This is a genomic window from Amycolatopsis sp. NPDC051061 (assembly GCF_040682935.1).
GTDB lineage: Bacteria > Actinomycetota > Actinomycetes > Mycobacteriales > Pseudonocardiaceae > Amycolatopsis.
In genome coordinates this window covers 43,832-64,933 of sequence record NZ_JBFBBZ010000018.1, presented here as the reverse complement: position 1 = coordinate 64,933, position 21,102 = coordinate 43,832, and the positions used below count along the sequence as shown (strand labels likewise).

Annotated in this window: 19 protein-coding genes and 1 pseudogene; 12 read left to right on the top strand and 8 right to left on the bottom strand. The window is 71.0% G+C overall.

The annotated features are described in order from the left end of the window. Positions 1–74: 74 nt before the first annotated feature. Positions 75–873 (top strand): annotated as a pseudogene (locus tag AB0N03_RS24540) (IS481 family transposase); the annotation flags it as partial. Here the strand turns inward: AB0N03_RS24540 and AB0N03_RS24535 are convergent. Next, positions 870–2,372, bottom strand: a complete 1,503-nt coding sequence (locus tag AB0N03_RS24535; RefSeq protein ID WP_364375981.1) for a CBS domain-containing protein — start codon at positions 2,370–2,372, stop codon at positions 870–872. The pseudogene AB0N03_RS24540 and the gene AB0N03_RS24535 overlap by 4 nt on opposite strands. A 157-nt stretch (positions 2,373–2,529) precedes the next feature. On the opposite strand from AB0N03_RS24535, the gene AB0N03_RS24530 reads away from it, so the two are divergent. The 6 genes from AB0N03_RS24530 to AB0N03_RS24505 all read left to right on the top strand — a co-directional run bounded on the left by AB0N03_RS24530 (position 2,530) and on the right by AB0N03_RS24505 (position 8,815). Further along, a complete protein-coding gene (locus AB0N03_RS24530; RefSeq protein WP_364375978.1) occupies positions 2,530–3,066 on the top strand; it encodes an FHA domain-containing protein in 537 nt (178 codons plus the stop codon). Between the two features lie 287 nt (positions 3,067–3,353). Beyond that, positions 3,354–4,658: a sugar ABC transporter substrate-binding protein gene (locus tag AB0N03_RS24525; protein ID WP_364375975.1), complete on the top strand. Its 1,305-nt coding sequence runs from the start codon at positions 3,354–3,356 to the stop codon at positions 4,656–4,658. Further along, a complete protein-coding gene (locus AB0N03_RS24520; RefSeq protein WP_364375972.1) occupies positions 4,655–5,641 on the top strand; it encodes a sugar ABC transporter permease in 987 nt (328 codons plus the stop codon). Before AB0N03_RS24525 ends, AB0N03_RS24520 begins: the two co-directional genes overlap by 4 nt. After that, a complete protein-coding gene (locus tag AB0N03_RS24515; RefSeq protein WP_364375969.1) occupies positions 5,638–6,468 on the top strand; it encodes a carbohydrate ABC transporter permease in 831 nt (276 codons plus the stop codon). Before AB0N03_RS24520 ends, AB0N03_RS24515 begins: the two co-directional genes overlap by 4 nt. A 3-nt stretch (positions 6,469–6,471) precedes the next feature. After that, entirely contained in the window at positions 6,472–7,911 is a 1,440-nt protein-coding gene (locus AB0N03_RS24510; protein WP_364375966.1) for a glycoside hydrolase family 3 N-terminal domain-containing protein, read from the top strand. Positions 7,912–8,056: 145 nt separating this feature from the next. Then, a complete protein-coding gene (locus tag AB0N03_RS24505; protein ID WP_364375963.1) occupies positions 8,057–8,815 on the top strand; it encodes a hypothetical protein in 759 nt (252 codons plus the stop codon). A gap of 243 nt (positions 8,816–9,058) precedes the next feature. On the opposite strand, the gene AB0N03_RS24500 is transcribed toward AB0N03_RS24505, so the two are convergent. After that, complete coding sequence (locus AB0N03_RS24500; protein WP_364375960.1) at positions 9,059–9,604, bottom strand: winged helix-turn-helix domain-containing protein; 546 nt, start codon at positions 9,602–9,604, stop codon at positions 9,059–9,061. A 75-nt stretch (positions 9,605–9,679) separates the two neighbouring features. Here AB0N03_RS24500 and AB0N03_RS24495 point away from each other — a divergent pair, with 75 nt between their 5' ends. Continuing rightward, on the top strand, positions 9,680–10,903 hold the full coding sequence (locus AB0N03_RS24495; RefSeq protein WP_364375957.1) for an MFS transporter: 1,224 nt from the start codon (positions 9,680–9,682) through the stop codon (positions 10,901–10,903). On the opposite strand, the gene AB0N03_RS24490 is transcribed toward AB0N03_RS24495, so the two are convergent. After that, positions 10,879–11,229 carry an MmcQ/YjbR family DNA-binding protein gene (locus tag AB0N03_RS24490; protein ID WP_364375954.1) on the bottom strand — a complete coding sequence of 117 codons (351 nt, stop codon included), beginning with the start codon at positions 11,227–11,229 and terminating at the stop codon, positions 10,879–10,881. The genes AB0N03_RS24495 and AB0N03_RS24490 overlap by 25 nt on opposite strands. A 62-nt stretch (positions 11,230–11,291) precedes the next feature. Continuing rightward, positions 11,292–12,722, bottom strand: a complete 1,431-nt coding sequence (locus AB0N03_RS24485; protein ID WP_364375951.1) for a DUF1996 domain-containing protein — start codon at positions 12,720–12,722, stop codon at positions 11,292–11,294. Positions 12,723–13,278: 556 nt separating this feature from the next. On the opposite strand from AB0N03_RS24485, the gene speB reads away from it, so the two are divergent. Continuing rightward, a complete protein-coding gene (gene speB / locus AB0N03_RS24480) occupies positions 13,279–14,316 on the top strand; it encodes an agmatinase (protein WP_364375949.1) in 1,038 nt (345 codons plus the stop codon). A gap of 52 nt (positions 14,317–14,368) precedes the next feature. Here speB and AB0N03_RS24475 read toward each other — a convergent pair whose 3' ends face one another. Both AB0N03_RS24475 and AB0N03_RS24470 read right to left on the bottom strand, forming a co-directional pair. Continuing rightward, positions 14,369–15,271: a hydroxymethylglutaryl-CoA lyase gene (locus tag AB0N03_RS24475; RefSeq protein ID WP_364375947.1), complete on the bottom strand. Its 903-nt coding sequence runs from the start codon at positions 15,269–15,271 to the stop codon at positions 14,369–14,371. Positions 15,272–15,273: 2 nt separating this feature from the next. Further along, positions 15,274–16,482 carry a CaiB/BaiF CoA-transferase family protein gene (locus tag AB0N03_RS24470; protein ID WP_364375944.1) on the bottom strand — a complete coding sequence of 403 codons (1,209 nt, stop codon included), beginning with the start codon at positions 16,480–16,482 and terminating at the stop codon, positions 15,274–15,276. 116 nt (positions 16,483–16,598) lie between these two features. Between AB0N03_RS24470 and AB0N03_RS24465 the strand changes: the two genes are divergently transcribed. Next, entirely contained in the window at positions 16,599–17,393 is a 795-nt protein-coding gene (locus tag AB0N03_RS24465) for an IclR family transcriptional regulator (protein WP_364375941.1), read from the top strand. Positions 17,394–17,753: 360 nt separating this feature from the next. Continuing rightward, positions 17,754–19,148, top strand: coding sequence for an MFS transporter (locus AB0N03_RS24460; protein ID WP_364375938.1), 1,395 nt, complete (start codon positions 17,754–17,756; stop codon positions 19,146–19,148). Here AB0N03_RS24460 and AB0N03_RS24455 read toward each other — a convergent pair. Continuing rightward, on the bottom strand, positions 19,117–19,632 hold the full coding sequence (locus tag AB0N03_RS24455; protein WP_364375935.1) for an AAA family ATPase: 516 nt from the start codon (positions 19,630–19,632) through the stop codon (positions 19,117–19,119). The genes AB0N03_RS24460 and AB0N03_RS24455 overlap by 32 nt on opposite strands. An 89-nt stretch (positions 19,633–19,721) precedes the next feature. After that, a complete protein-coding gene (locus AB0N03_RS24450) occupies positions 19,722–20,339 on the bottom strand; it encodes a sigma-70 family RNA polymerase sigma factor (protein WP_364375933.1) in 618 nt (205 codons plus the stop codon). Positions 20,340–20,572: 233 nt separating this feature from the next. Here AB0N03_RS24450 and AB0N03_RS24445 point away from each other — a divergent pair, with 233 nt between their 5' ends. Next, a complete protein-coding gene (locus AB0N03_RS24445; RefSeq protein ID WP_364375930.1) occupies positions 20,573–20,977 on the top strand; it encodes a pyridoxamine 5'-phosphate oxidase family protein in 405 nt (134 codons plus the stop codon). Positions 20,978–21,102 lie beyond the last annotated feature (125 nt).

The following is a 21,102-nucleotide window of genomic DNA, read 5'->3' as shown; positions in this document are numbered from 1 at the left end:
ACGGAGGTTGGTGACGGGGCGACACGTGAGCGGATGATCTTGGAATAAGGGAGGCCTCTGGGTTCGGTGACCTCGGCGAAGTCGGCATGGCCGACCGGTCCAGCCGCCCGCGCTCCAGTCCCGACCGGACACCGGCGCGGACCGAGCGGCGAGTGATCAAGGTCCGGGTCCTGCGGCGCTGGGGACCGGCCCGGATCGCCTACCTGCTCAGGCTCAATCCGTCCACGGTGCACCGGATCCTGACTCGCTACCGGCTGACCCGTCTGGACCGGGCCACCGCCTGCCCGATCCGACGCTACGAACACCCCGCGCCCGGTGACCTGGTGCACGTGGAAATCAAGAAGCTGGGCAACATCCCCGACGGCGGCGGCCACAAAGCTCTCAGCCGCGCCGCCGGGCGCCGCCTCAGCGGCAACCGTGGTCACGGCTACGCCTACCTGTACAGCGCCGTGGACGACCACTCCCGCCTGGCCTACACCGAGATTCTGGCCGATGAGACCCGGGAAACCGCGGTCGCGTTCTGGACCCGGGCTCAGGCGTTCTTCGCCGGCTACGACATCACCGTCCAACGGGTGCTGACCGACGACGGCGCCTGCTACCGCTCACATCTGTGGCGCGACACGCTGCGCGACGCGGCGATCGCACCCCCAACGCACCTGGCCCTACCGGCCGCACACCAGCGGCAAAGTCGAACGCTTCAACCGCACCCTGCTCGAGGAGTGGGCCTACGCCCGGCCCTACCGCACCGAGACCGAGCGACGCCGCGCTTTGCCACACTGGCTGCACACCTACAACCATCACCGCGGACACACCGCACTCGCAGGGCACCCGCCGGTCAGCCGCGTCCCCAACCTCACAAGTCAGTACGGCTAGGGCTGGTCGACGGCTTTGATCGTCGCGCAGAACCCTTCGATGGCGAGGAGGTCGTCTTCCGGGACCTCCTCGCCGGAGAAGTGCATCAGATCGTTGCGGATGTTCTTCGCCTTCGTGAGGAGGTCGAGGAACGTCTCGTGGTCGAGCGGCCAGTTCAGCAGCCCGAACCGCTCCGGGGGCTCGAGCATGCGGACGTAGCTGCCGAAAGTCGGGTTGCTCGCCCACTTCGGCGTCGCCTTCTCGATCACTTCCTCGGGCAGGCAGCGTCTGGTGTGCCGGCGAATCCGCAGTTCCGCTTCCTCCAGCAGGGAGAACGGCCGCGCGAGCGTGCCGAACTGACGGGCGAGGTCGTTGGCCGTCACGATGCCGATGAGCTTCCGGCGATCCTCTCCCCGGACGAAGACGTACCCGCGTCGGTAGATCTCGTCGATCTGCGCGAACAGCTCGTCGTCGAAGTCGATGACCCGGACCTGGATGGTGGCGTCCCGCAGAGTCGGTTCGGGGTTCGCCAAGCGGGCTCGGCCGATGGACTCCCAGCTGACGGCTCCGGCGTAGCGCCCGTCTTCATCGATCACCGCCAGCTGTGAGTAGTTCTTGGCCAGCATGAGGGTCACCGCCGCGGCGAGCGGCTTGCCGACGGTGACGGATTCGATGACCGGTTCATCGGGCAGGACCGCGCGCACCATCCACTTGGTGGGCAGGTCGTCCGGAGCCTCGGCTTCGGGTGAATCCGGCTCCGAGCCGGCCGTGCCCGGCTCGTCGGCGATCGGGACCAGCTCGACGAGCGCGTCCATCCGGGCCGAGGTGAACGGTGGCTTGGTCGTGACCCCGTGCTCGGCCAGCTCGGACTGAACGGTCACCAGGGACGTCGCGGTGCGCCGCCGGTAGCCCCACAGGGACAGCAGGCCCCGGACGGTCAGCTTCACGGGCGCCGCACCGGTTTCGACGGCTTCCCACAGGTCGGCCTGGGTCGCGTCGGGATCGAGGTTCGCCGAAGCGTGCTGCCAGCCCGGGTCCGGCCGCCCGGCCGCGATGTCGCCGATCCGCCGGGCGGCCTCGTGCCGGCTCAGCCGGCAGACCGTGAGCAGGGAACCGAGGCTGCCGCGCAGGTCGGGGCCGAACTCACCGGGGTCGATGCCGGTCCGGAGCCACCGGACGGGCCGGGCGTGCCGGCAGTCCGGCGTCGCGTCGGGGCGGTAGTGGTACGACCCGGTGACCTCGCCGATGGCGAACTGCCGGACGTTCTTGAGCGGCATGACCACGAGGTCGCCCTCGCTCATCTCCCGGTAGAAGCGCCACAGCTGCCCGGCCCAGTTCCCGATCACGTAGGTGGACCGTTGCGGGTAGTGCTCCCGGAGTCCCGCCTTGAGCGCTTCCTTGTCGTCGAACCGGCCGAGCGCGGGAACGCCGCCCCAGCCGACGATCGCGAGACCTTCGGCGAGGGCTTCCTGGTCGCGCTCGCCTTGCCTGCCGGCGCGGACTTGCCAAGCTGACTTCATCGTTCTCCCGGTTCCCTGGGGCGCCGAACTGGCCCACGCACCCCAGTCGGTCGAGGGACGGTGATCGTCGCCCGAAGGTCGGCCGGTTCACCCGTTCGCCGCGCATCTTCACGCCGCGGTGTGACTCTGTCCGGAGTCGGACGTGGGGGGAGGGGCGATGGAACACCGAGCGACCATCGAGACCCGGGAAGGCGCCGTGGCGCGGCTGGACGTGCGGCGGGGCTCGTGGCTGGTCGGTCGCGCGCCCGAGGCGCACCTCAAGCTCCACTCCGACCGGGTGAGCCCGCGGCACGCGTGGCTGCGGCGGGACGCGCGCGGGACCTGGGTGTCCGACGCCGGCTCGCGAGCCGGCACGCTCGTCAACGGCGAAGCCCTGGCCCCGCGGCAAGCGCGGCTGCTGCACGACGGCGACCGGGTGTCCTTCGGGCCCATCACCGCCGTCTACGCGGACGTCCGCGCCGCCGGGGGCGACGAGCCGGTGTTCGCCGTCGTCCCCGCCGAACGGACCGGCACCGTCGCGCTGGTGCTCGGGCCCGCCCTGTTCGTCACCGGGTTCGCGCTCGGCGCCGTGCGGGTGCTCCGGCACTTCGACGTGCGACCGGAGGCCGGGGTCGCGCTGCTGGCGGCCGGTCTGGTCGTAACGGTGCTCGGACTGGTGCTCGCGCGCCGGCGGAAGGTGTGGCGCCGGAGCTGAGACCGGGCCGATTTCGTTGCGCCGTCCGGGTGGCCGCGCGGTGAATCTCGCGTGGCCACCGGTGAAAAACGTTCCGGACACCCTCCTATTCGGACGACTTCCGCCGCAGGTCGGAGCGAGGCCGGTGACCGTGCGACTACACCCCGTCAGACTCCCCGGTGCGTTTACAACGTTCCGGCAACCGCCTTGACAGGGCCTGTGGTACGTACCACTCTAACCCCAACATTGGTCTACACCATTTGGGGAGTCCGGCCGCGGTTCGGCCGGCATCGAAAGGACGGCATCGAGTGAAACGCTGGCTCAAGCTGGCGGCGGGCGCCGCCGCACTCACCCTCGCAACCGCGGGCTGCGCGGGTTCCAGCGGCACGGACACCGCCGCTTCGTCGAGCGGTGCTCCCGCGCAGATCACCGGCGACGTCACGGTCTGGCTGATGACCGGGTCCGCGCCGAGTACCCTGACCGACGCGCTCAACAAGGAATTCGAGGCCGCGCACCCCGGCGTCAAGGTCAAGTACGAAATCCAGCAGTGGGACGGCATCCAGCAGAAGCTGACCACCGCGCTGGCCGGCGGTACCCCGCCCGACGTGATCGAAATCGGCAACACGCAGACCGCGGCCTTCGCCTCGCAGGAAGGCGTGCTGACCGACCTGTCCGCGGACAAGGACAGCTTCAACGGCGCGCAGTGGCTGAAGGGTCTCGCCGACTCGGGCACCTACGACGGCAAGACCTACGGCGTCCCGTTCTACGCGGCCAACCGTGAGGTCATCTACCGCAAGGACATGTTCGAGCAGGCCGGCATCGCCAAGCCGCCGACGTCGAACGACGAGTGGATCGACGCGATCACCAAGCTGAAGACGAAGTTCGGGTCCGACCCCGACTTCCAGCCCTTGTACATGCCGGGCCAGAACTGGTACGCGCTGCTGTCGTTCATCTGGGACAACGGTGGGGACATCGCCCAGGCCGACGGCAAGAAATTCAAGGCGACGCTCGACAGCGCCGGCGCGAAGGCGGGCCTCGACTTCTACAAGAAGCTCGTCGACACCTCCGGCACCAAGGCGCCGAAGGACGCGGACGAGGCCAAGCCGCAGCAGGCGACCGTCTACGGCGCCGGCAAGGTCGCCATGATGATCGGTCTTCCGTGGGAGCTGCCGACCGCGGCCAAGACGGACCCGAGCCTGACCGAGAAGACCGGCGCGTTCGCGATCCCGAGCAAGACCGCCGGCCAGAGCGCCCCGGTGTTCCTCGGTGGCTCGAACCTGGCGATCCCGGCCAACAGCAAGAACGTGGCCGCCGCCAAGGAGTACATCAAGCTGCTCTCCAGCGCGAAGTACCAGGGCCAGCTCGCCGCCGCCGGCGTCGTGCCCGGCACGTCGACCGACCTCACCGGCCTGGACAAGGACCCGCTGGGCAGCGTGATGGCGAAGGCCTCCACCAACGGCAAGGCCGTGCCGGCCAGCCCGCAGTGGGGTGACGTGGAGTCCGGCCAGAACCCGGTCAAGGACATGCTGACCGCGTACCTGACCGGCAAGAAGACGCTCGACCAGGCGACCGCCGACGCCAACGCAGCGCTGAACAAGCTCATCGGCGGATGACAGCGACCGCCAATGTGACGATGCCGGCGGGGGCGACCCCGCCGGCATCGCCGCGCGACCCGGGGGTCAAGAGGCGCAGGCGGGGCCGGTTCGGCGACCGGGTGCTCCCGTACCTGCTCCTCCTCCCCGCCCTCGCGGCCATCTTGGTCTTGCTCGCCTGGCCGCTGGTCCAGGTGCTCGCGATCAGCTTCCGCAAGCTCGACATCGGCCAGCTCGTCTCCGGCAAGACCGTCTGGATCGGGTTCGACAACTACACGAACACGCTCTCGGACCCGGAGTTCTGGACGGTCACCTTCCGGACCCTGGTCTTCACCGCCGCCATCGTGGCCGCCACCATCCTCGGTGGCCTGCTGCTGGCGGTGCTCATGCGCCACCTCGGCCCGGTCGTGCGGATCATCGTCCAGGTGACGCTGGTGCTGGCCTGGGCCACGCCGGTGATCGCGACGACCACGGTGTTCCAGTGGATCTTCGACGAGCAGTACGGCATCCTCAACAAGACCCTCGACCGGCTGGGCTTCCACGGCTTCATCGGCTTCTCGTGGTTCTCCAGCGGCCCCAGCACACTGGCCGTGATCGGGCTGCTCATCGTGTGGCAGGCCGTCCCGTTCGTGACGTTCTCGCTGTACGCGGGCATCATCGGCGTCTCGCGCGAGCAGTACGAAGCCGCCGGCATCGACGGCGCCAGCGCGTGGCAGACGTTCCGCGCGGTCACCTGGCCCGCCATCAAGCCGATCACCACGATGGTGACGTTCCTGTCGGTGCTGTGGGACTTCAACGCGTTCGCCCAGATCTGGGCGATCCGCGAAGGCGGCCCCGACGGCGGGAGCACCACCCTGGCCGTCGTGCTCTACCTCAAGGGCATCGCGGGCAACCACTTCGGTGCGGCGGGCGCCATCGCGACGTTGATGCTGATCGTGCTCGCGCTCATCACCGGCCGGTACATCCAGCTGCTCACCCGGACCCGGGAAGGTGATCTGTCGTGAAGAAATCGCTCTCGCAGCGGATCGTGCTTTCGGTGGTCGGCGTGCTCGTGGCGCTGGCGATCGTCTTCCCGACGTACTGGATGTTCGTCACGTCGCTGCGCACGCCCGGCGAGATCCTCTCGCCCAAGTACGACCTGATCCCGACGTCGTTCTCGTTCGGCAACTTCAGCACGGCGCTCGGCAAGGACAACTTCCCGACCTACCTGCTCAACAGCCTGATCGTCACGGTCGGGTCGGTGCTGTGCGCGCTGATCGCCGGGACCCTGGCGGCGATCCCGCTGTCGCGGCTGCGCTTCACCGGCCGCAAGGGCTTCCTGGTGCTGGTCATGGTCGCGCAGCTGGCGCCGGTGTCGGCGCTGTTCATCCCGCTGTTCCTGCTCATGCGGGACGCCGGGCTGCTCAACACGCTGCCGTCGCTGCTGCTGATCTACTTCGCCACCACGCTGCCGTTCACGGTCTGGATGCTCTACGGCTTCGTCAACGGGATCCCGTACGAGCTGGAAGAGGCCGCGATGATCGACGGCTGCAGCCAGACCGGCGCGTTCCGCCGGGTCACGCTGCCGCTGCTCGGCCCGGGGCTGGTCACGACGTCGGTGTTCAGCTTCATCACGGCGTGGAACGAGTACCTGTTCGCGCTGGTGTTCATCCAGGACAAGCCGAAGGAGACGCTGCCGGTGTGGCTGGCGTCGTTCCGCACGGCGTTCGCCACCGACTGGGGCGGCGTCATGGCCGCGTCGGTCATCTACGCGATCCCGGCCCTGGTGTTCTTCCTGCTCGTGCAACGCAAGCTGGTGTCCGGCGCGACCGCCGGCGCCGTGAAGGGGTAGCTGTTGTCTTCTCCCGAGAAGCTCGCCGAAGCCGTGCTCCTGCCCGGGTTCGCCGGGACCACCGCGCCGGACTGGCTGCGCCGCCGGATCGCCGAGGGCCTGGGCGGGGTGGTGCTGTTCGGCCGCAACGTCGTCGACGACGAGCAGGTCGCCGCGCTCACCGCGCAGCTGCGGGGCGAGCGGGACGGCGTGGTGGTCGGGATCGACGAGGAGGGCGGCGACGTCACCCGCCTCGACGTCAACACCGGCTCGTTCGTGCCGGGCCCGCTGGCGCTCGGCGCGGCCGGCGACCCCGAGCTGACCACGGCGGTCGCCGCCGCGCTCGGCGAACGGCTCGCGGCCTGCGGCGTCACGCTCAACCTGGCGCCGTGCGCGGACCTGACCCTGGCGGCCGAAGACCCGATCATCGGCGTCCGGGCGTTCGGGTCCGACCCGGCGAAGGCGTCACCGCACGTCGCGGCCTACGTGACCGGCCTGCAGAAGTACGGCGTCGCGGCGTGCGCGAAGCACTTCCCGGGCCACGGCGCGGCGACCGAGGACTCGCACGTGGCCCTGCCGGTGCTGCCGCGCACCGTCGAAGAGCTGCGGGAGATCGAGCTGGTCCCGTTCGCCGCGGCGATCCGGGCCGGGGTGCGCTCGGTGATGTCGGGCCACCTGGTCGTGCAGGCCTGGGGCGAGGAGCCCGCGACGCTCAACCGGACGGCGCTCACCGACGTCCTGCGCGGCGAGCTCGGCTTCACCGGCGCGGTGATCACCGACGCCCTCGAGATGGGTGCGGTGTCCGGCGCGTACGGCAAGCACGACGGCCTCGGCCGCTCGGCCGTGCGGGCCCTGGCCGCGGGCGCGGACGCGCTCTGCCTCGGCGGCGCGGCGTTCGAGGCCGAGCACCTGGACGCGTGCGTCGCGGCGATCGTGGCCGCGGTCGCCGCGGGGGAGCTGCCGCTGGAACGGCTCGAGGAGGCGGCGTCGCGGACGGCGGCGCTGGGCACCGACCCGGCGCCGGCGCGGGTCGGCCCGATCGACCGGCGGCTCGGCCTGGAGGCGGCGCGCAAGGCGCTCCGGATCCGGGGAGACGTGCGGCTGGACGGTCCGCCGCTGGTCGTCGACGTCCAGACCGAGCCGACCATCGCGGCCGGCCCGATGCCGTGGGGCCTCGGCGCGCACCTGGCCGAGCTGGTGCCGGGCACGCGGACGCTCACCGCGACACCGGACGACGCCGACGCGGTCCTCGAAGCGGCCCGGGAGTTCCGCAGCGTCGTCGTGGTGACCCGGGAGGCGCACCGGCAACCGCGGGTGCGCGCGCTGCTGGCCGCGCTGTCCACTGTGGACTTCATCCGGGTGGAGACCGGCGTGCCGGGTCCCGACGACGGCGCCGGCCCGCGGATCGACACGTTCAGCGGCTCCTACGTCAGCCTGCGCGCGGCGGCCGAATACCTGGCCTGAGTGCTCTCTGATGAAGCCCCGCCGGGATTTCCGGCGGGGCTTCGTCCTTTTTGCCGCATCTTCAGGAGGCGTTCGCGCTTTTGTACGGGCCTTGTACCGGCGGTCGCCATGCTGTCCCCACAACGAATCCTGGAGGGACGGACAAATGAGAATTCGGATCGGGAAGCGGGCGGCCGGCGTGGTCGGCATCGCCGCGGCGATCGTGCTCGCCGGCGCCACCCCGGCCCTGGCGGCCACGGGCACGGTGCACACCGACTCGGGGATCGCACTGACCGTGCGGGCCACCCCGAGCACCGGCGGGAGCCCGGTCGGCACGGTCGCCGACGGCACCGCGGTCACCATCTCCTGCCAGACCAACGGATCGACCGTCGACGGCAAGTACGGCACCTCGGACATCTGGGACAAGGTCGGCGACGGCTACATCAGCGACGCCTACGTCTACACCGGCTCGGACGGCCGCGTGGCCCCGGACTGCGCGGGCTCGACCCTGACCTGCACCACCGCGGGCACCGGCGACTCGAAGACCTGCGCGCAGGCGGTGGCCTACGCCAAGACCCGCGTCCACACCAACGACATCGACTCCTACGAGGGTTGGTGCGACCGGATCAACGCGCAGAACTACGGCTGGTCCGCCTCGGGCTCGGAGACGGCCTACATCCACTGGACCCAGATCCCGGCCTCGTTCAAGCACCCGGGCGACACCCAGGTGCCGGCCGGCGGCCTCGCCTTCTTCAAGAGCAGCGGCGCCGGGCACACGATGATCTCCATCGGCGGCGGCAAGTTCCTGTCGAACGACATCAACGGCTACGGCAGCTACACCGAGACGACGATCGCGCAGATCAAGAGCAAGTGGGGCCAGACCTACCTCGGCTGGTCGCAGCCGTGGTTCAAGGTGAACCACTGACGTCCTGACGCGGTCCCGGCCACCATCCCCGGCCGGGACCGGTACGCCCGAGCGGCCCCTGCCCACCTCCCCGGGCCGGGGCCGCTCGCGTGCCCGGCCGGACGGACGACGTGAATGACTCATCGCTGTCGCCGGCGGGCGGGGCGTCATGAAAGGGTCGTTCATGACGCTGGACGACAGGAAAGAGTCGTTCATGACGTCGCCAACCCCGCCAAACGTCGCCGGACGACGTGAATGAGTCGTTCACGGCTTTTCGTCCGGCACCTCGCGCTTCACGTGGTGCAGCACGAAGATCCCGCCGAGCGCCGGGCGGTCGAGCCGTTCGTGGTCGGTGGCCACGTACTCGTCCAGCACCGCCAGGATCCGGCGGTCCAGCTCCTCGACCTCGTCGGGGGACAGGTGCAGCAGGAACTTCTCGTGCACCGCCACCGACTCCGGACCCGCCGCCCGGACCTCCTCCTGGAAGATCTCGATCGGCGCGAACCGCGTCTCGGCGTCGGCGTCGGCCAGCGGGCCGTCCAGCCACCACGTCTCGTTGTTCGACTTGTACGGCTTCTCCAGCGCGCCGCTCGACCCCGTGCGGACCGGGGCCGGTTCCAGCAGGCCCGCCGAGACCAGTTGGCGCACGTGGTGCAGGACCGTGCCGGGGTCGCGGTCGAGGCGGTCGGCCAGCTGCTTGTTCGTCAGCTCCTCGACCAGGCACATCCGCATGATGCGCAGCCGCAGCGGGTGGCCGAGGGCCTTGGCCTCCGCCGGCGTGGCGGGGCGCCGGCGGCGGGGTTCCGTCATGAGCGGAGCGTAGTCCATCGATGGAATCCGGTCACATCGATGGAGAAAAGCCCATCGATGTGCGATCCTCCACCCATGAACCCCGTGTTCTGGCGGCTGTGGTCCGCCGCCGGTCTGTCCAGCCTCGCCGACGGCGTCCTCAAGGTCGCGTTACCGCTGGTCGCGGTCGGCTACACCCGCGAGCCGGCGCTCATCGCGGGACTCGCCTTCGCCTTCAGCATTCCGTGGCTGCTGTTCGCGCTGCCCGCCGGCGCCCTGGTCGACCGCCTCGACCGGCGCCGCGCGATGCTCACCGCGAACCTCGTGCGCGGCGGCCTCCTCGCCGGCGTCACGCTGCTGACCGTGTTCGGCGGGGGATCGATCTGGGCGCTGTACGTCGCCGCCGTGGGCGTCGGGTGCGCCGAGACGATCTACGACACCGCCGCGCAGTCGATCGTCCCGCAGGTCGTCGGACGCGCACAGCTGGCCCGCGCCAACGGCCGGATGTTCGCCGCCGAGCAGACGGCCAACGAGTTCGCCGGCCCGCCGCTCGCCGGGGTGCTGGCCGCGGCCGGGGTCGTCGCCGCGCTCGTCACGCCGGTGGCGTTGTGGGCCGTCGCCGTCGCGGCCCTGCTGCTCGTGCGCGGCGAGTATCGGATCCCGCGCGAAAAGCCCACGACCTTGCGCGCGGACATCGCCGAAGGCCTGCGTTTCCTGCTGCGCCACCAGGTGTTGCGGACGTTCTCGGCCATGGTCGGCACGTTCAACTTCGCCACCGGCGCGACCTTCGCCGTCCTCGTCCTCTACGCGGTGGGCCCCGGATCGGCGATGGGCCTGTCCGCACCGGCGTTCGGCCTGCTGATGGCCACGAGCGCCGCGGGGGGCCTGATCGGGTCGCTGCTCGCCGAAGCGGTGGAACGCCGGCTCGGCCGCGTCCGCGCGCTCTGGATCTCCTGGCTCACCGGCGGGCTCTCGGTCGGCACGCTCGCGGTGACCGCGAACCCGTACGCGGCCGGGGCGGGGTTCTTCCTCGGCGGCGCGGGCGTCATGGTGTCGAACGTCGTCATGGTGTCCCTGCGCCAGCGGCTGACGCCGGACCGGCTGCTGGGCCGGCTGAACAGCAGCTACCGGCTCGTCGCGTGGGGGACCAAGTCCCTCGGGGCCCTCGCCGGCGGCGCGATCGCACAGGCCTTCGGGCTGCACACGGTGTTCGTGGTCATGGCGGTGCTGGCCTTCGCGGTGCTCGCGGGCCTGCTCGTCATCACCGAAGACGCGCTCGCCGCGGCCGAGCGCGATCAGAGCGGGTGCGTCTCCGCGTAGGCGTTCCAGACCTTCTTCGGCACGCACATCCGCCACGCGTCCAGGACGAGCTCACGCATCTCGTCCGCGTCGATCACCGCGAGGCGGCAGCGCACCCACTGGTACCGCAGATCGGCCGGCTCGGGCATCAGGAACTTCTCCGGTTCGCCCGCGACCAGTGCTTCCCGCTGGTCGCGGGGAAAACCGAAGCCCAGCTCGGTCTCGTCCCGCGACAGCGCGGCGAACACGATCTGCCCGACGCGGAACTTGGCCCGGTCACGCACGTACGCCTCATAGGCGCGGGGGAGCGTCAGGGCGAACGCGCGAACCTCGTCACCGGTGACCATGTGTCCATCCTGCCGCAAAAGCCGGCGGCGCGGGCGCGCCGCCGGCTTTCGGCGTGGGAGGGTCAGGCCCGGCAGGTCTTACCGCGGTTCACGCAGTTGACCAGCCCGTTCATGATCCGCTGCGACATCACGTTCGCGAAGTCGTCGTGGTCGGAGCCCGGGTTGTGCTTCTCCTGCGGGAAAGCGTCCACTTTGTACTGCTTCTTGACCTGGATGTCGTGCGGGATGTCGTAGGTCAGCGTGATCTGCAGCTGCGGAACGGCCTTGAACCCCTTGGCGCACCGGCCGGACTGGTCCGGGAACACGATGTGCGTGCGGTGGTTGGCGCTGTCGGTGTTCTTCCCGTCCCAGCAGCTCGGGAACGTGTGGATCCGCTTGACCTTGCTGTTCGGCGGGCAGATCGGGTACTTGTCCGTGACGCGGTTCTCGAACCCGGAGCACGTCCAGCTCGCGCGGGCGTTGGCCGGCCCGTTGGTCGAGACCTTCGCGTCGCCGTAGAGCACGCGCAGGAACTTCGGCATCGCCACGACCTTGCCCACCGGGCTGCCGCGGAAGGTGATCTGCGCCTTCTGCGGGCGCAGGATCTTGCCGTCGTTGCCGGGCAGCTCGTTGTTCTCGTCCTGCCCGGGCAGCGCGCCGCCCGCGGTGCTGCTCGGCGGCGGGGTGGGCGTCCCGGTGTCCTTGCCCGGCTTCGGCGCGCACGGCGCGAGCCCGCCGAGATCCTTCGGCTTCGGCGCGAACCGGGCGATGATGGTGGCGATCCGCTCGAGGATCGCGGCGCGCCGGTCCTTGAGCGGGTTCATGATCGCGTTCTGCACGAAGTTCGCGCCGCCCTGGCCCTGCGTCTGCGCGACGCGCTGGTTGGCCTCGTCGGTCTGCGTGTCGAGCTGGTCGAGGTTGTCGTCGACCTCGGCCATGGCCTGGTCGGGGACGTCGGCGAGCTTGCTGGCGACGTCCGGGCACGCGACCTGGACGGTCTTGGCCTCCTGGTCGGCCTGCGCGCGGTCGCCGTCCGGCGCCTTCGCGGGCTCGTTCTTTTCTTCTTCGCCGGTGTCGATGCGGACGACGGGCCAGAAGTAGGCGGACTTGTCGCCGTTCCGGCAGGTGGTGCCGGCCTTCGCGAGGCTCTTGTTGTTCGAGTCGGCGTTCGTCGAAAGGTTGCCGACGTAGTCGTGCAGGTGCTGGGCGCCGTTGCGGACGCCGGGCTGCGCGATGAAGTTGTCGGGGTTGAAGTGCCCGTTCTCGTTACGGCCGCAGTCGACGGTGAACGTGCCGGTCGACGCGCCGTACACCGGGCGCGGGTCGAACTGGTTCGGCTGAACCGTGAGAATGTCGACGAAGAACGCGGGGTTGGCCTCGTCGGCGCTCGCTTCACCGGTGTTGCCGGTGGTCGTCGCGACGACGATGCCGCCGACCGCGAGCGCGAAGGCGATGCCGCCGGTCGCGATCTTCGTTCTGCGGGAAATGCGATGGCGCCCTTGGGTGCGGGACATGGGTGGATCCTCCGGAGTGTCGGGCTGGCGGGAGTGCGCGACACTGGCGGTTACGAGCCCAGGCTCGTGCTCACCAGGAACTACGTCGGCGGGATGGACGATTCCCAAGCCGGCCACCGACCCGACATCGGTGGGTGCGCTGCCACCTGCCCGTGGCCGCGCCGTCAACCGGCTGGTTATCGTTCCGTGATGGAAGCTACACCGGGGCTTGACACCGGGCAAGAAGGGATTTCAAGCAATTACGAACCGTCAGCCCGGGGTTCCGTTTGCGTAGTCGTGCGTGGTCACGAAAACGCGTCGGTAACGGACGAAGAATGGCGGACGCGAAAAACGCGGGCACGACGGCCCGCAGCTGGATCACGCTGGATCGCCGCGCGTGTCCCTCTCCGGCGTACTCGGTGTGCGGTCATCCTGGGCCGCTGACCGGGGCGTTGTCCAGCTCCGGAGGGTGTGGCGAAAAACTTTGAACCGATTTGAACCCGCATCCGTATCCCTGAGTGAGGCGTGCCGAATGCCCACTGGCCGAATACCCGCCGGCGCGGCAGAATCCGTGCCCATGGCACGGTACGGAACCCAGTTCGGCCCGGACATCACATTCCTGGGCGTCGAGCGGTGCGATTGGGCGGACACCGCCACTTATCGCGACGCCGACGTCGTCATTCTCGGCGCGCCGTTCGACGGCGGGACCTCGCACCGCTCGGGGACCCGGTTCGGCCCGCAGTACATCCGCCAGAGCTGCTACCTCCCGCACGACGGCTCGCGCCCGTCGCTCGCGATGCGCGTCGACGGGCTCAAGGACCTCGCGGTCTACGACGCCGGCGACGTCGAGATGTACTCGGGCGACGCCGAGCGCTCGGTGCGTTCGCTGCAGGAGGCCGTGCACGCGGTCACCGCGAACGGCGCGATCCCGCTGGTCCTCGGCGGCGACCACACGATCGCCTGGCCGGACGCCGCCGGCGTCGCCCAGCACGTGGGGCAGGGCCGCGTGTCGATGATCCACTTCGACGCGCACGCCGACACCGGCGACATCGCGTTCGGCTCCCTGGTCGGGCACGGCCAGCCGATGCGCCGCCTGATCGAGTCCGGCGCGGTCCGCGGCGACCGGTTCCTGCAGATCGGCTTGCGCGGGTACTGGCCGGAACCGGCGACGCTGGATTGGATGGCGGAGCAGCGGATGCGGTCCTACGAGATGACCGAAATCGTCGCGCGCGGCCTGGAGGAATGCCTCACCGAGGCGTTCGCGATCGCGCTGGACGAGTGCGACGGCGTGTTCCTGTCGGTGGACATCGACGTCTGCGACCCGGGCCACGCGCCGGGCACGGGCACCCCGGAACCGGGTGGGCTGACGGGCCGCCAGCTGCTGGATTCGGTCCGGCGGATCGCGTACGAGCTGCCGGTGGTCGGGATCGACGTCGTCGAGGTGTCGCCGCCGTTCGACCAGGCGGAGATCACGTCGTTCCTGGCGAACCGCGTGGTCCTGGAGGCACTGTCGGGCATCGCGCGCCGCCGCCGGGACGCCGCGGACGGCACGACCTGGGACCCGACGCTCCCGCTGCTGGCCGAGCGTCCCGACCGCCGCCCCGAAACGCCATGAACGACTCTTTCCTGTCGTCCGACGCGAGGAACGAGTCGTTCATGACGTCGGGTCAGCGGAGAGCGGCCGGGACCGCGGGGATCGCGGAGAGGGCCGAGCCCAGCCGGTGGCCGACCGCGAGCCCGACCTGGTCGCGCAGTTCGGCCAGCTTGGTGACGTCGAGACCCGTCGCGATGCCTTCGCGGTGGAAGAAGTCGACCAGGTCGTCCGTCGCGACGTTGCCCGACGCCCCCGGCGCGAACGGGCAGCCGCCGAGGCCGCCGAGGGCCGCGTCGAACCGGCGAATCCCCAGGCCGAGGCCCTCCCACGCGTTCGCCGCCGCCAGCCCGTAGGTGTTGTGCAGGTGCAGGCCGAGCGGGACGTCCGGCAGCTCGTCGCGGACGGCCGACACGACCGTGCGCAGCTGGCTCGGCCGTGCGGCGCCGATCGTGTCGGCGAGGTGGACGACCCGCGCGCCGAGCCGGCCCAGCCGCGCGGCCACGTCGGCGGTGCGGTCCGGGTCCGTGTCGCCGTCGAACGGGCACACGAACGCCGTCGCCACCGAAGCTTCGATGGCCACGCCCGCCGCCGTGAGCAGCGAAGCGCACCCGGCCAGCCGGTCGAGCGCCGCGGCGGTCGGCACGCCCGCGTTGGCGACACTGTGCCCGTCGCTGGCCGACACCACCAGCCGCACCGACTTCGCACCGGCGTCGATCGCCTGCCGCGCCCCGCGTTCGGTGAACACCAGCGTGTGCAGGGCGGCCGGGACGTCCGGCAGCAGCGTCCGGAGCACGTCGCCGGTGTCGGCCATCTGCGGTACCCGGCGCGCGGAGACGAACGACCCGACTTCGAGGGACCGCACGCCCGCGTCGATGAGGCCGCGGGCGAGCCGGACCTTCTCGTGCGTCGGCACGGTGACGGCTTCGTCCTGCAGGCCGTCGCGCAGCACGACCTCGGTGAGGAGGACTTCGGTCATGGTCAGATCACTCCGTTCTCACGCAGGCGGGCGACCGCCTCGCCGGTGATGCCGAGCTCGGCGAGCACGGCCTCGGTGTGTTCGCCCAGCTCCGGCCCGAGGGCGCGGGTGCGGCCGGGCCGCTCGGTCAGCGTCGGCACGATGCCGGGGAAGGTGACTTCGGTGTCGTGGCCGCGCACCCGGTGCCGCTCGTGCATGCCGCGCGCTTCGAAGTGCGGGTCCTTGGCGATGTCGGCGGCGGTCAGGATCGGTCCACACGGGACGGACGCGGTCCGCAGCGCCGCTTCGGCGGCTTCCTGGGGCAGGGTCGCCGTCCACGCGCCGATCGCGTCGTCGAGCAGCTCCGCGTGCTCGACCCGGCCGGCGTTGTCCGCGAACCGCGGGTTGGCGGCGAGGTCGCCGCGGCCGATGGCGTGCATGAGCCGTCGGAAGATCGCGTCGCCGTTGCCGCTGACCACGATGTACTTGCCGTCGGCGCAGCGGTAGGTGTTGGAGGGCGCCACCCCGGGCAGCGCGGAGCCGGCCGGGCCGCGCACGACGCCGAACGCCTCGAAGTCCGGGAGCAGCGACTCCATCAGCGAATAGACGGCTTCGTACAGCGCGACGTCGACCACTTCACCCGGGGTGGCGCCCGGCTCGCGATCACGCCGGAGCAGGCCCATCAGCGCGCCGATCACCGCGTAGAGCCCGGCGACGGAGTCGGCGAGGCTGATGCCGACGCGCGTGGGCGGCCGGTCGGGGTAGCCGGTGAGCGCGCGCAGGCCGCCGATCGCCTCGGCGACGCCGCCGAAGCCGGGGCGGTCGCGGTAGGGGCCGGTTTGGCCGTAGCCCGAGACGCGGACGACGACCAGCCGTGGGTTGAGCGCGCGGAGCTCGTCGGGGCCGAGGCCCCAGCGTTCGAGGGTGCCGGGGCGGAAGTTCTCCAGGAGGACGTCGCTGCGGGCGGCGAGCGCGCGGACGAGCTCCTGGCCTTCGGGGCGGCGCAGGTCGACGGTCATCGAGCGCTTGTTGCGGCCGAGGGTGCGAAACAGCAGCGACGTGTCGCCGGCGTGCAGCCGCCAGCGCCGCAGCTCGTCCCCGGTGCCGGGGCGTTCGACCTTGATGACGTCGGCGCCGAAGTCGGCCAGGAGCCGGCCGGCGGTCGGCGCGGCGATGAAGTTCCCCAGTTCGACCACCCGGATGCCCGCCAGGGGTCCGGTTTGCTGACTCATGCCCGACTCCAAACCACGATGTGAGTTGTAAACCCAGAATACGGGCGAGTGTCGAGGAGTCAACAGTGCGGAGCGTGGATAGACTGTGCGGCACACCACGGGCACGGGGCGGGGCGATGGCAGAGGAAGAACGCAGCGGCACGACGCCGGTGCTGGTGCTGCGCAAGTTCAAGCAGATCCTCGAGTCGTTCACCATCGACGACCCCGAGCTGACGCTCCAGCAGATCACCCGCTCGACCGGGTTGCCCGCGAGCACGTGCCAGCGGCTGGTGCACAACCTGGTGCGCGAGGGTTTCCTCGACCGCTACGACGACACCTACCGCGTCGGGCTCGGCCTGGTCCGCTGGGCGGCGCCGGGCACGTTCGGCCTCGACCTGGTCCGGCTGACCCGGCCGGTGCTGCAGCAGCTGCGCGACGAAACGGGCGAGACGGCTTGCCTGTACGTCCGCGACGGCGCTTACCGCACGGTGATTTCGCTGGCCGAGTCCCGGCATCCGGTGGTGCGGCTGTTCGTGGTCGGCATGGTGATGCCGCTGCACGCCGGTTCGGCCGGGAAGGTGTTCCTGGCCTGGGACAAGCTGGCGGTCAAGGACGCGATCGGGCACGGCCTGGCGCGGTTCACGCCGCGCACGGTGGTCGACATCGATCTGCTGTCGGAGCAGCTCGGACAGATCCGCGACGCGGGGTACGCGGTCAGTTTCGAGGAACGCGACCTCGGCGCGGCGTCGCTCAGCGCCCCGGTGTTCGGGCTGAACGGTGAGGTCAGCGCGGCGATCGGGATCGGGGCGCCGACCCAGCGCATGACCGCGGCCGACGTGCCGCGGCTGGCGCCGATCGTGGTGGAGGCGGGCCGGCGTGCGTCGGAGCGGCTCGGGTACCGGCCGGGCGTGGAGCGGGTCGCCGCGCTCTGACCCCTCCCGGACCTCGCGGCCGGCGGTCGCGCGGTGGTCTTGAATGAGTCATCAGGGTCGTCGGAGGTCTGGGCTCCCGGCAAAGTCGCGGCCGCGGGCGGAGTCGGGTGTCGCGAATGAGTCATTGGGGGCGCCGGAGGTCCCGAATGAGTCATTCGCGACGTTTGGCCGGGTGGTGGGCGGGCGACCAGGTCCGTATCGCGCCGCCGTCCTGCCCTGTCTCCTGCGGTTCGCGCTGGGAGGCGAGTTGTCGTGGCCTGGCTCATCCTGTCTGTGACCCGTGAGTCCTTGACTCCGCGCGGCTGTCGTCACATTATGGGTCGGCCAACCACATAGTGGAGAAGTCAAAGGAGACGACGGATGGCGAACATCCCCGACGCCGCCGCGCCGGACACCGGCACGATCGCGGGCCGGCTCGACCGGCTGCCCATCACCCGCACGCACCGCCGGGCCACCGTCGCCGTCGGGCTCGGCCTGTTCTTCGACTTCTACGAGGTGTTCCTGACCGGCGTGCTCAGCTCGGTGCTCGTCGAGGAGTTCTCCCTCACGAAGGCGGAGCTGCCGCCGCTGCTGGCGTCGACGTTCGTCGGCATGTTCTTCGGCGCCCTGCTGCTCGGCCGGCTCGCCGACCGGTTCGGCCGTCGCGGGGCGTTCCTGCTGAACCTCGGGCTCTACTCGGTCTTCTCGCTGCTCGGCGCGTTCAGCGGCAGCGCGCTGATGCTGCTGGTCACCCGGTTCTTCGCCGGCATCGGGCTGGGTGCGGAGCCGCCGCTGGCCGACACCTACCTCACCGACCTGCTCCCCGCCCGCAAGCGCGGCCGGTTCATCGCGTGGGCGTACACGCTCGCCTTCTGCGGCTTCCCGGTCGTCGGCTTCCTCGCCCGCGGCCTGACCGACCACGAGATCCTCGGCGTCCCCGGCTGGCGCTGGCTGTTCGTGATCGGCGCGCTCGGCGCGGGCGCGGTGTTCCTGCTGCGGCGCGGCCTGCCCGAGTCGCCGCGGTGGCTGGAGTCGGTCGGCCGCACCGAGGAGGCCGAGCACCTCGTGGCCGGGCTCGAGGCCGAGGCGCGCGGCGCTGTCAACGAAAACCCGGCTCCGTCGCGCGGCACCACCCGCAAGCGCGCCGCCGCGCCGGTGCGCGAGCTGTTCGGCTCCGCGCTGCGCCGCCGGACCTGGATGATGGTCGTCTTCCACATCCTGCAGACGCTCGGCTACTACGGCTTCGGCACGCTCGTGCCGCTGGTGCTGGCGGCCAAGGGGTACGCCCTCTCGCAGTCGCTGCTGTTCGCCGCGCTGACCTACATCGGCTACCCGGTCGGCTCGGCGCTGTCGCTGCCGCTCGTCGAACGCGTCGAGCGGAAGTACCTCGTGGTCGGCTCGGTGCTGGCGATGGCGGTGTTCGGCATCGCGTTCGGCTACGCGGGCTCGATGGGGCTGATCCTCGTGTTCGGCTTCCTCTACACCGCGACCAGCAACGTGTTCTCGAACGCCTACCACATCTACCAGGCCGAAATCTTCCCGACGGCGCTGCGCTCGACGGCGTCGAGCGGCACGTACTCGCTTTCGCGGCTGGCGAGCGGCGCGATGCCGTTCGTGCTGGTGCCGTTGCTGAACTCGCACGGCCCGACGACGCTGTTCCTGGTCGTGGCCGGCGCGCTGGTGGTGGTCGCGGTGGACATCGCGGTGCTCGGCCCGCGCACGACCGGCCGCCGGCTGGAGAACCTCAACGACGAGGTCGCGCCGCAGCTTCGATGACCGCCACCGCCTCGTCGACCGGCAGCCGGGCGGTGTCGACGACGAGGCGGTCGCGGGTCCACGGTTCGTACTCGCGGCCGACGATCTCCGCCCAGGTGGGCGGGACGTGTCCGGGAATGCCGGTGTCGCGGGTTTCCGCGCGGCGCCGGTGTTCGGCGGGGTCGGAACAGACGATCTCGGCTTCGAGCACGCGCGCGCCCAGGCCGAGGCCGGTGGCCCGCCAGGCGTCGCGGGTGACGGCGAGGGGGTTGACGCACTCGGCGATCACGCTGACCCCGGTCCGCAGCAGATCGGCGGCGACCTCCCGAGCGACGACGTACCCGACCGGCCCGAGCGGCTGCGCCAGCGGAGTGGTGCGGACGATGGCCTGTTCGACGGTGTCGACCCGCAGGAACGAGAAACCGGTGCGCCGGGCCAGTTCCGCGGCGACGGTGGTCTTCCCGGAGGCCGGCAGCCCACCGACGACGATCAGCAGCGGAGGCACATCCGCATGATCCCACGGCGCTCAGGCGGCCGGGGACGCCGCATCGGAGGAGGGCAAGTCCCTCGATACGGCGTTCCGCGCCGCGGCCCTCAGGAAGCCGCCCGCTTCTGGGCCAGCAACCCGCGCCGCAGTGTCGTCAGCGCTCGGTGCTGGGCGACCCGGACCGCTCCCGCGCTGCTCAACCCCACCGCCGATGCCGTCTCCTCGGCCGAAAGGCCCAAGATGATGCGCAGCACCAAGATCTCCCGCTGCCGGGGCGGCAGCGTGTCGAGCAGATCCGCCGACCAGTCCAGGCCCGCGGCGCGCTCCACCTCTTCGCCCGTCGGGTCGCCGCCCGTCCAGCGCTCGGCCGGGGGCTCGGCCACCGGGCTCGTGCGGTCGCGCGCCCGCCGGCGTTGGAAGTCCGCCACCTTGTGCGCCGCGATGCCGAACACGAACGCCAGGAAGCTCTCGGCCTCGTGGCGGTACCCCGGCAGCGCGCCGACGACCGCCAGGAGCACGTCCTGCGCGCAGTCCTCGGCGTCCGACGACCCGTCCTGCCACGAGCCGAGCCGGCCGAGGCAGTAGCGGAACACCATCGGCCGCAGCGCGCGCAGCACGCCCGCGATCGCGGAGCGGTGGCCGGTCATCGCGGACCGGACCAGCTCCGGATCGAGGGTGAACGTCGCCGTGGGTGCGGGTTCGCCCGCGGCGGACTGCGGCGGCATCGAGTTCTCACCTCTCCTCGGCAACTGACGGTCACGACGCTAGGTCACGCCGTGTGGCCGCCGCACCGGCCGGGCGGCCGCCGCGGCCCGGGTCTTCCGGCCCTGGCGCGGGACCCCTCCGTGTGCCCGCCGCACCGGCGCGGCGCGGCCGGGCCGAACGGCCCTACCGGCCGCCTCGGCGTACCGATCACGCTGAAGACCGGATTTTTCACAGAAAGGAACACAGGGGCGCGATGGTGGACGACGTGGGCTTCGGGCTGTTGCTCGATCGGCAGCAGTGCCTCGCCTTGCTCCGGACGGCGAGTCTCGGCCGGGTGATCTTCACCCACCGGGCGATGCCGGCCGTCCGGCCGGTGCGCTTCACCGTCGTCGACGAGGCCGTCGTGTTCGCCGCCCCCACCAGCAGTCTCCTCTACGCGGGCGCGCGCGACGCCGTCGTGGCGTTCGAAGCCGACGACTTCGCCGAGGACTTCGGCGCCGGCTGGTACGTCAGCCTCCTGGGGCGCGCCACCGAATCCCCGGGCGGCGACGCCGGCGTCGCCTGCCTGTGCCCGTGTCCCACCCTCGCCGGCCGCCGGTTCCTGCGGATCCCGGTGGAGGCCATCACCGGTCACCGCATCGCCTGTCACGCCGAGTAACTCCGCACTATCCGTAACAGAGCCGCTCCGGCGATCGACCCACCGGATGGACGCACCGGCTTGGGCCGACACGGGCAGTCGCCTGTGGGACCCTTGACGGCCCGGGGACACCCCCGGGATCGGGC